Here is a 10,522-nt window from a genome sequence, read left to right on the forward strand (position 1 = left end):
GCCCTGTCCATCTGCCACGGCTGCATGGATAGCTTCACGGAGGCACCGTCTCGTCCCATCGTTGCCGAGACGAGTGCCAGTTGCCTGACTTTCACGGCCAGTGCCGACACGATAAGAACCTCGGCCGTACCAGTGGCCAATGCGTGCCTAAGGAGCTTGAGCGCGCGTGCCACATTGCCGGCTACTGCAGCATCGGCAACGGCGAAGCTTTTCGCTTCGACCCGGCCGCCGTAGTACGTGTCGACGGCCTTAGCCGTGATCGTTCCTTCAACATCGTCGAAGAGCTGACGTAGTGCCGAGGTGAGTTCCCTCAGGTCGCTTCCAAGACCGTCAACAAGAGCCTGGTAGGCATCTTCTGCAACAGTCCTCTTAGCCCTGCGAGCATCCGCCTTCAGCAGGGCAATCTTGTCGCCGGGGTTCTTGACCTCCTCAATGACGACAACGGGAAAGCCTGCTTGGCCGACTGCGGTATCGAGCTTAATACCGCGTCCGGCTTTACCGTTGCGGATCGCAATGAGGAAAAGGTCGGGGCTGGGATCTTGGAGGAGCTGCATGCAGTCACCAAGGAAGTCATCGTTCATGGTTTCCAGGCCGGTGACGATGGCGATCTTTGCGCCACCAAAGAGTGAGGGGCTGGCAAGGACTGCGAGCTCTCCCCCGGTGTACGAAGCAGCGTCAATTTGAGTGACCTCAATATCGGGGTCTTGGGAACGAGCCTGGGCAACGAGTCGGTCACGAGCCCTTTCAGTGAGGGTCTCTTCTTTCGACTTGATCAAGACGATCGGTGCGAGATCGACTGTGTCCCACGTGGGCCCGCTACTCTTTCCTGCCATGCCGACCATTATTCCACGCCTGCCGGGCACCACGAGCCAGGGCGCAATGCCGGTAGCACCAATTTCCGGTGCCTACGAGCCACCTAGGCCCCCAGGCGCATTGAGTCGTGCGTCGCTATCACTCGAACTTGATAAAGATGTCTCCGTCCTCCGTTGCCAAGACATTCCCGTACTGCGAATAGAGATCAATGGTGGAGGGAGCGGGATGTCCGTAGGTGTTTTCCCCGTAGGAGAGCAGTGCCGTTTCAGCTCCTACCGCGAGCGCAAACCCGTCGTCTTGCTTTGATGATCCGTGGTGCGGGACGAGGACAATATCGGCGGCTACGTCCCGGCCAGATAGAGTCCGCTGGGCGTCGGTCTCGAGGTCTCCGGGGATGAGGAGGGTTTGTCCGAGGCTTACTCGGAGTACGAGGGATTGGTTGTTGATGCAGGCGTCGTCGTAGCAATTCCGTTGGCTATCTGGCCAGAGGATCTCTATTCCCTCGGCGTTGTCTCCGGCGCGTAGTTCTCGAATGGGAATGTTCGTCCCGCTATCCGCTATCTGCCATTCGACTTCGGGTGTGATGCCGGGGCCGACCCAGATCTCTTGGGCGCCTCGGCTCAATGCTGTGTCAAGGTTTCCGGCGTGGTCGGCGTGCATGTGGGTTAGGACAACGATGTCGATGTGTGTTCCTGCGGCGTCAAGGCATTCGCCGAGCCGTTCGTCCTCTGTTCCTGTGTCGACGAGATAGACGGTGCCCTCGTGCTTGAAGAGTGTTGCGGCCCCCTGCCCGACATCGCATTGGACGATATCCCAGTCGGGTACCTGTGTGGGCAGGAGTCGCCACACGCCGTAAAGGAAAGCAATGCCGAGGGCTCCAATGCCAAGCGTTCGCCTTTTCACGCCAAGGTGGACGAGAAGCCAGGCGAGCAGAAGGATGCCGGCGTAGACGACAATGACGAGTCTTCCGTCGATGCCGGAGCCCCACCATCCCGACATCTCCCCCGCGACTATGTCGATCCAGGAGACACACCGCGCCGCCATCCACCCCAACGCTTGACCAACATAGGGAACGGGTGCAGCGATGATCGCTCCGAGGGCAAGGATTGTTCCGATGGGTACGACGGGTGCAACCACGGCATTGGCGAGAGCTGACCACAGGGAGGCCGTGTCGGTCAACAACAGGATGATGGGTGAGCAAGCAAGGTGGGCAACGACTGGAACAGCGAGGAGGTTGGCACCTGGCACGGTGATGACAGGAGCAAGGAGCGCCGAGGCGGGAGCCGAGAAGACAATGATTGCTGCCGTCGAGACGACCGACAGAATAAAGCCGTAGGCGAGAGCAAGGGTTGGTTCGAAGGCCAGGAGGAGAATGATAGAGGCGCCGAGGGCAGGGAGGGCGCTCGCGGGTCTTCTCATCCACACCCCGGCGAGCACAACCACTCCCATGACGGCCGCTCTCATGACGGAGGGCTGCGCTCCCGTGGCAAGCACAAGAACGCCAAGAACTCCGGCCGCGGCCGTTACTGCAAGTACTTTTCTTTTGCGGCCGACAAGGCCTAAGACAATGGCGGTGATCATCGAGACGTGGGAACCGGAGACTGCGGTCAGGTGGGTGAGGTTCACGGCCGCGAGCGCATCCCCGTCTTCTTCTGGGATACCGGAGTCGTCACCAATGGCAACGCCCGGGACAAGTCCTCGTACCGCCGGTGGTTCATCCTCCAGGTATTCGTCCAGGACCGCCGCCCTATTTGCTATCCAGCGGGATACGGGATCGGCTTCTTCGATGAGCGTGGGTCCGCGAAGGACTGTCGCCCATGCAACTTCCCTCGATCCGGGATCGGTGGGCTCGAGCCTGACGAGCACGTCGACCGTTTCGTGGAGATTGAAGTCAGCGAGGTTGTCGCCACCAAGCAGGGTGACACTCGAGTAGGAGCCGGATACCTGGCCACGGCCTTCGACATGTTCAATGCTCAGGGTTCGAAGTATTTGGTCTCCAGCGGGGTTCGGGTAGGAGGCAATCTCCCCTTGCACAGTAACGACTGCTTTGGCTGAGATAAGGTCGGAGAGAATTCCTCTATTTCCCAGGTGGTTGTGTGCGGCGACCACCCCGCTGGCAAGGATGGCGGAAAGAACGACCACAACAAGAGTCGGCCACCAGTAGATAATTGCCTCACCCTTGCCTTTACCGATGTGTTTACGGATAAAGGAGATGACGAAGACGAGGCCACCGACGAGGATGCTGACCGTAATGGTGAAGCCTGCGCCCTCGAGTAGGACGCCGATGGTGGCGACCCACCAGGCTCCCGCTGCCAGGAGGATCCGCACGTCTCCGTGCGTCATATGGTCACGAGAGCCTCAATGTTGGCAAAGGTCGCGGGGCCAATTCCCGAGACCTCCATCAGCTCATCAATTGACGTAAATTCTCCGTTCAGTTCGCGCCAGTCCAGGACCCGTTGCCCAATAGCGGGACCGATGCCCGGCAGTGAGATGAGCTCAGCAAGATCTGCCGTGTTGATATTGACGAGGCTCCCGGACGACGCCGATGAACTATCACCATGACCTTCCGTGCCTTCAGTTGGCGTCTCCGCACCAGTGTCAGCAACGGTCTCCTCGGGGATCTCATCACCCGGTGCAGGAACAACGATGTGCTCACCGTCGACGAGTTTGCGCGCCAGGTTGAGAGCATTCGGGTCGGCCTCCTCGGTCATACCTCCGACCAGCTCAATAGCTGCCGCAACTCGTGACTCCACCGGTAGTTCCACCAGACCGGGATCCGCAACATGGCCTGACACGTAGACCGTCACCGTCGTCTCCTCGACGACCACCTCACTGGAGGCATCCTCGTGAGGACCAGCATCCGAGCCAGCATTCATCTCTTCCGCGGATTCTCCGGATGCCGGGGTTGCATCAGTCGCGGGAGCGCCGCTTTCGCTCTCGCCACCATCGGTGGCGGACTCTCCCTCGCTACCTGAAGCTACCGTGCTCTCCCCTACGGTCTCTGTCTTGGTCTTGACTGGAAGGGCATGGACCTGGACAGGGCGTGACATCGTCCAGGCGATCATGAGCCCACACAGGAGGGACAGGACAAGGACAACGATCATGGCTGTCTTCGGATCGAAGGCAACCCGGGTTTCCCGTTCCTTGTCTTCTGGTGGTGCCATGACATCCTCACCGGTACCGACACGGTAGGCGACTCTCACGAGATCTTTCGCTTTCATACCCCGACTATGGATTTATTCTCGGAAAGCATCCTTGACCGGATTTCATAGGGTGCATGGTCGAACACCGAGCATCCTGGGGACGCTCACCCTATGCTTGACCGTATGGATCAAGCAGAGATTGCACGACTTAAAGCCAAGGCCGCGGCAGCTAAGGCAGAGGCCGCCCGCGCCGAGGCGGAAGCCGCTCAGGCCGCACTCGAGGCTGCACTAGCCACGGCCGGAGCCTCATCAGGCGAAACGCCAACACCCAACGAAGACTCGGCTGATTCCGATGGTGAGAATAAGACAGAAGATCCAGCTGTCGATAGTGACAATTCTGAGCCTGCGAAGCGGGCGGAGCCTACCGAGGCCACGGCGCCTAGCGAGAGAACGGCTCCCGCTGATTCTGCGGTAACGATCGAATCAGCCGATACATCTGATTCAGCAGTTACTGCTGAGCTGTCGGGTTACGCGTTGGAAGTGGCTGAAGCCTATTCGGGTGATGGTGGAATGCAGATCGGTGTATACCTCGAAGGTGAGGATCCCGTACCTGCAGCACCAGTGACCCTTCCGCTTGCCATGCTCAATCGCCACGGTCTTGTTGCTGGCGCTACGGGTACCGGTAAGACCCGTACCCTCCAGCTTCTGGCCGAGGGACTATCCGCTAACGGTGTCCCCGTATTCCTCACCGATATCAAAGGCGACCTGACGGGCCTAGCCGAACCGGGTGAACCCAACGACGGTTTGCTTGCTCGATGTGCGGAACAGGGCCAGGTTTGGCAACCGGACGGGTTCCCTACCGAGTTCTACGCACTCGGTGGCAAGGGACAGGGAATCCCTATCCGTACGAGCGTCACCGAGTTCGGTCCGCTTCTGCTTGCCAGGGTTCTTGATCTTAATGAAACCCAAGAATCCGCCCTCGCCCTTATGTTCCACTGGGCCGACGAACAGGGACTAGCCCTTATCGATCTCGAGGACCTCCGTGCAGTCGTCTCGTTCCTCACCGAGGAAGGCAAGGACGAACTCAAAGAAATCGGCGGCATCGCATCCTCCACCGCAGGAGTCATACTCCGCGAGATCGCTGTTCTCCAGTCCCAGGGCGGCGATGAGTTCTTCGGAGAGCCTGCCTTCGATCCCATGAACTTCTTCCGAGTCGATGGCGAACGAGGAATCATTTCCACGCTCGAACTACCAGAGCTTTCACAGAGCCCCCGGCTCTTCTCCACCTTCATCATGTGGCTGCTCGCCGAATTGTTCGAGATTCTGCCCGAAGTCGGCGATGTCGAGAAGCCGAAGCTGGTGTTCTTCTTCGATGAAGCCCACCTGCTGTTCAACAACGCCTCGGATGCTTTCTTAGAGGCCATTGTTCAAACCGTTCGCCTCATCCGATCCAAGGGGGTCGGCATCATCTTTGTCACCCAAACACCGAAGGACGTTCCCGACGATGTCCTCGCCCAGCTGGGAGCCAAGGTCCAGCACGCCCTGCGTGCCCATACCCCGAACGACCAGAAGGCCCTCCGAGCAACAGTTAAAACATTCCCGACCTCTCCCCTCGACCTTGAAGAGGTCCTTCCCAACCTGGGAACGGGCGAAGCCCTCGTCACCGTGCTCGACAAGAAGGGCCGTCCCTCTCCCGTCGCCCCGACAAGGCTATGGGCGCCGGCAGCCAACATGGGACCGGCTGCCCAAGCTACCGTCACCAGCATCATCCAGGCATCTCCCCTAACTGCAAAATACGCAGTGAAGATCGACCCAGAATCCGCTTCAGAGTTGCTCGTTGAACGCATTGCCGCAGAACAGGAAGCAGCTGAACTAGCTGAGATTCAGAAAGCTGAACAAGAGGCCTCCGAAGCCCGAGCCAAGCAGCTCGAGAAGGAAGCGGAGAAGTTACGGAAGGAGGCCGAGCGCGAAGCAAAGAAACAACGCGAACGCTCCGAAAAGAGGCGCTCAAGCGTTCTCGACAACTTCCTCCGCTCCGGTGCCCGCACCCTCGGCAGGGAGATCTCCCGAAACATCTTCGGCACGCGTAGGCGGTAGACCTTATAGGTGGACGTCATGGTTGAAGGCTGGGTAGGTCCCAGCCTTCAACGCTCCTTAGGCTTGTTCTCCAGCAAAGTCGATCACTACTAAACCTAAGCGAACGTGATCGTCGCCGTCATCGTCCTTGTCTTGCCGGGCGCAAGAGCAATGGACCCGGAAGAGTCTGCCCTGTTCACGGCGTCGGGGATGTGAGAGTAGGGCTCCAGTGCAATGGCTTCCCGATAGCCACGAGTAAGCCCCTCACCGGTCCAGACAACAACGAAGGGTGATTCTCCGGGTTCCTGAATAAGGGAGATCTCGCGGTTGGAGCGGGGCTCCGTGATCCGCGTACGTACGACCCCTTCATCATTCGGCACCAGGCCCGTGTACACCGCATCCATTTCCAGATCGCTAATTCGGTCCACGACCACTGGTGCGTGGATGCCGGAGTAGGCGGCCTCGCCCGGGAGCGGGATCAGGCTCGGAGATGTTGCGAGCAGTGTGCGTGCCGGGACCTGGAGGGATAGGTTGGTGATCTTCGGGGATCCCGGGAAGGTGAAGAGCGGATGCCATCCGAGTCCCGCGGGTGCGGTTTCGGATGCGAGGTTAGTGAGCAAGATATCGACCGACAGGGTTCGCTTACCGCCCTCACCTTCACCAAGGGCATAGATGACATCAATGGAGAACGTCCACGGCCACTCGTCGTTCCCAACGTGTTCGGCTCGGAGCTGCAGGGTGGATCCCATCGAGATCGGCTCGAACACGAGCTGGGAGACGAACCCGTGGCGAGCATGTCCATCGCTTGCCTTCGGCAGGTCGATGGCCCGCCCGTTCCACGTGAACGTTCCGTTCTTGATTCGGCCCGGGTAGGGGGCAAGGATCCGGGACCTCGCGCCCTCACCCTCAGCCAGTTCCTCGGGAGTTTCATATCCGGCTACGACGGATTCGCCGATGCCGGGGTCCCAGCTGAGGAGGGTGGCACCCAGGGCGGCGATGGTTGCGCTCGCCCCGGCGTGCTCCAGTCGCCACGCGGTACCGCCAAATTCCGTTGTACTCACGGTCGCGTGTTCCATGCGGTCTCCTTAGGGAACGATGTTGATGAGGTTAGGCGCACGAACAATAACCTTGCGCGGCTCCCCTTCAAGGTACTGCTGAACCTTTGGCAGTGAGAGAGCCTGGGCCGTTAGGTCATCATCTGAGATGTCAGCGGCAACCTCGATACGGTCACGCACCTTGCCCTTGACCTGAACAACACAGGTAACGGTGTCCTCAACAAGGAGGGCCTCGTCGTACTCGGGGAACGGAGCATAGACAACGGAGGTGTCATGACCCAGCTTCTCCCAGAGCTCCTCGGCGATATGTGGGGCAACGGGGCCAGTCATGGCAACCAGCTGCTCGACAACAGACCGCGGCACCGCATCGAGAGAAGTGAGGTGGTTGTTCAGCACAATGAGCTTGGCAATTGCCGTGTTGGGGCGCATGGCATCGTACTCGACGCGAACATCGTGCGCCGTGCGAGCAGCCAGGCGTGCCGTCTCCTCGGAGGGCACCACGTCTTCGGCGATAACAGCACCGGTTTCTTCGCAGACCACGTTGCGCCACAGCCGCTGCAGGAAGCGCTGCGCGCCGACAACGGCACGGGATTCCCATACGCGGGACTGTTCGAGCGGTCCCATCGACATCTCGTACACGCGGAACGTATCAGCACCGTACTGCTCGTTGATCTCATCCGGGGTCACGGTGTTCTTGAGCGACTTACCCATCTTGCCGAACTCGCGGTTGACCCGTTCACCGTTGTGGAAGAACGCCATTTCACCGTTCTCTTCAACGGTCTCGATCTCGTCGGCCGGTACGTACTGCCCGCGGGAGTCGGTGTAGGCGTAGGCCTCGATCATGCCCTGGTTGAACAGCTTGTGGAACGGCTCCGAGGAGGAGATGTGGCCAAGGTCAAACAGGATCTTGTGCCAGAACCGTGCGTACAGCAGGTGTAGAACGGCGTGCTCAACACCGCCCACGTACAGGTCGGCACCACCGGAGTGATTACCTGCCTCGGGCCGCGGCCCCATCCAATATTCCTCGTTCTTGGTTCCCACAAACTTTTCATCGTTGTTGGGATCCAGGTAACGCAGTTCGTACCAGCAGGAACCTGCCCAGTTCGGCATCGTGTTCGTGTCGCGGTAATACGTCTTCACACCATCACCCAGGTCAAGTTCGACCTTGACCCAGTCCTCAAGGCGACCGAGCGGCGGCTCCGGCTCGGAGTCAGCATCGTCGGGATCGTAGGAGCGCGGCGAGTAGTCCGGGGTCTCGGGGAGCTCCACGGGCAGCATCGACTCGGGCAGGTCGTAAGCATTCCCGTTTTCGTCGTACACGATCGGGAACGGCTCACCCCAGTAGCGCTGGCGGGAGAACAGCCAGTCACGCAGACGATACGTGGTGGCGGCATGGCCGGTACCCTGCTCTTCCAGCCAGGCCGTGATCTTCTCGATCGCGGCTTCCTTGTTCAGTCCGTTAATGGACACGGAGTCATTAGCGGAGTTAATGACCTCGCCGTCGCCAACGTAAGCTTCTCCACCTTCGAAGTCAGCCGGGGGCTGGATCGTCAGGATGATCGGCAGATCAAAAGCTGTCGCAAAGTCGTAGTCGCGTTCATCGTGTGCCGGCACCGCCATAATCGCACCCGTACCGTAACCCATGAGCACATAGTCAGCAGTAAAGACCGGGATCTGATTCCCGTTCACCGGGTTGGTGGCGTAGATACCGGTGAAGACACCGGTCTTCTCCCGATCATCAGCAGTGCGGTCCGTGTCGCCAATCTTCGATGCGGCGAGCTGGTAGGCCTTCACGGCTTCCTGCGGGCTACCGGCTCCGCCGGTCCACTGAGCCTTGGTGCCTTCGGGCCAACTAGCGGGTACCGAGGCACCTTCGAGCATGGGATGTTCGGGGGAAACAACCATGAAGGTGGCACCGAACAGAGTATCGGGACGAGTGGTAAACACTTCGAGAGGATGATCCTGGTCTTCTCCGTGGGCGGAGAAGGTCACCGAAGCACCCTGGCTCTTACCGATCCAGTTGCGCTGCATGGTGACAACCTTGTCGGGCCAGTCCACCGTGTCCAGGTCAGAGGCCAGGCGATCGGCGTAAGAAGTAATTCTCATCATCCACTGGCGCAGGTTACGACGGAACACCGGGTAGTTACCGCGTTCCGAACGACCCTCGTTCGTGACCTCTTCGTTGGCCAGCACGGTACCCAGGCCCGGGCACCAGTTCACGGGAGCATGGGAGATAAAGGCCAGGCGCTGAGAATCGATGATCTCGCTACGCTCGAACTCACTCAGCTCAGACCAGGCAACACCGGTTGGTGTCTCACGGGTACCGGACTCGTATTCGGCAATGAGTTCGGAGATCGGGCGGGCACGCCCGGTCGTGCCCGGGGCACGGCCCTCGGCCGTCTCGTCGTAGAACGAGTTGTAGATTTGCAGGAAGATCCACTGCGTCCACCGCACATAGTCAACATCGGTTGTCGAGAAGGACCTGCGCTGGTCGTGGCCGAGGCCAATCTGACGCAGCTGGCGCTTCATGTTGTCGACGTTCTGCTCGGTCGTGATCCGCGGGTGCTGACCGGTCTGGACGGCATACTGTTCCGCGGGAAGACCGAAGGCATCAAAGCCCATGGTGTGCAGAACGGACTTGCCCAGCATGCGCTGGAAGCGACCGACAACGTCGGTTGCGATATATCCGAAGGGGTGGCCTACGTGAAGGCCCTTGCCTGACGGGTAGGGGAACATGTCGAGGAGGTAGAACTTCTCCGACGAAACATCACCAGCAAGGTCGCCTTCGGGATTGGCCACATTGTAGGTGCCCTCTTCTTCCCAACGGTCCTGCCAGCGCTTCTCTATTTCACCGGCGAGCTCGGCCGTGTACCGATATGGATGCTCGGTCTTCTCAGACATAGTTCTCCCTTCGTTTGGCCTCAACTCTAGCGCAGGAGCCCACTATTCCTCCCTTTCGTCCGCGTGACAACCGTGACGCTTCTACAATGGGGTCATGAGTGTTTACACGATGATCATCAACGGGGAGATCCCGGGCCGCTTCGTCTGGGCCGACGACGTGTGCGTTGCCATTTCTACTATCGAGCCCCACGCCGACGGTCACGTCCTCGTTATCCCCCGCGAAGAGATCGACAAATTCACCGACCTCGACGACCAGACAGCAAACCATCTCTTCAAAGTCGCAAGAACGATCGGAAAGGTTCAGGAAACCACTTTCGACGTTCCACGAGCCGGCCTTGTCATCGCCGGCTACGGCGTCCCCCACTGCCACCTGCACGTGATCCCCATGAAGTCCGAGAAGGACCTCTCCTTCGACTCCGCCCGCAAGGTCGTACCAGCCGAAGAACTCGACGCCACCATGACCAAACTCCGCACCGCCCTCATCGAAGCCGGCCATGGGGACAACGTGCCGGAGAAGATGGATTCGCTCGGGTA

General features: G+C 59.7%; 7 protein-coding genes. 2 read left to right on the plus strand and 5 right to left on the minus strand.

From position 1 onward, the window contains the following. The 3 genes from holA to ACTHUY_RS09355 form a co-directional block, all read right to left on the minus strand. Positions 1 to 833 (minus strand): DNA polymerase III subunit delta (holA, locus tag ACTHUY_RS09345; protein WP_441678620.1); only part of this gene is annotated, 833 nt, incomplete at its 3' end. A gap of 118 nt (positions 834 to 951) precedes the next feature. Next, positions 952 to 3,156 carry a ComEC/Rec2 family competence protein gene (locus ACTHUY_RS09350; protein ID WP_441678622.1) on the minus strand — a complete coding sequence of 735 codons (2,205 nt, stop codon included), beginning with the start codon at positions 3,154 to 3,156 and terminating at the stop codon, positions 952 to 954. Then, positions 3,153 to 4,034, minus strand: coding sequence for a helix-hairpin-helix domain-containing protein (locus tag ACTHUY_RS09355; protein ID WP_441678623.1), 882 nt, complete (start codon positions 4,032 to 4,034; stop codon positions 3,153 to 3,155). Before ACTHUY_RS09355 ends, ACTHUY_RS09350 begins: the two co-directional genes overlap by 4 nt. A gap of 93 nt (positions 4,035 to 4,127) precedes the next feature. Here ACTHUY_RS09355 and ACTHUY_RS09360 point away from each other — a divergent pair, with 93 nt between their 5' ends. Further along, positions 4,128 to 6,053 (plus strand): helicase HerA-like domain-containing protein, encoded by a 1,926-nt coding sequence (locus ACTHUY_RS09360; RefSeq protein WP_441678625.1) that lies wholly within the window; start codon positions 4,128 to 4,130, stop codon positions 6,051 to 6,053. Positions 6,054 to 6,148: 95 nt separating this feature from the next. Here the strand turns inward: ACTHUY_RS09360 and ACTHUY_RS09365 are convergent, their stop codons facing one another. Both ACTHUY_RS09365 and leuS read right to left on the minus strand, forming a co-directional pair. Continuing rightward, the gene (locus ACTHUY_RS09365) at positions 6,149 to 7,108 is read right to left on the minus strand and encodes an aldose 1-epimerase (RefSeq protein ID WP_441678627.1); all 960 of its coding nucleotides are present in this window, start codon (positions 7,106 to 7,108) and stop codon (positions 6,149 to 6,151) included. 9 nt (positions 7,109 to 7,117) lie between these two features. Next, entirely contained in the window at positions 7,118 to 9,988 is a 2,871-nt protein-coding gene (leuS, locus tag ACTHUY_RS09370) for a leucine--tRNA ligase (RefSeq protein WP_441678629.1), read from the minus strand. A 94-nt stretch (positions 9,989 to 10,082) separates the two neighbouring features. Here leuS and ACTHUY_RS09375 point away from each other — a divergent pair. Continuing rightward, on the plus strand, positions 10,083 to 10,522 hold a 440-nt coding region (locus ACTHUY_RS09375), incomplete at its 3' end, for an HIT family protein (protein ID WP_441678631.1).

Source organism: Flaviflexus sp., assembly GCF_052087705.1.
GTDB lineage: Bacteria > Actinomycetota > Actinomycetes > Actinomycetales > Actinomycetaceae > Flaviflexus > Flaviflexus ciconiae.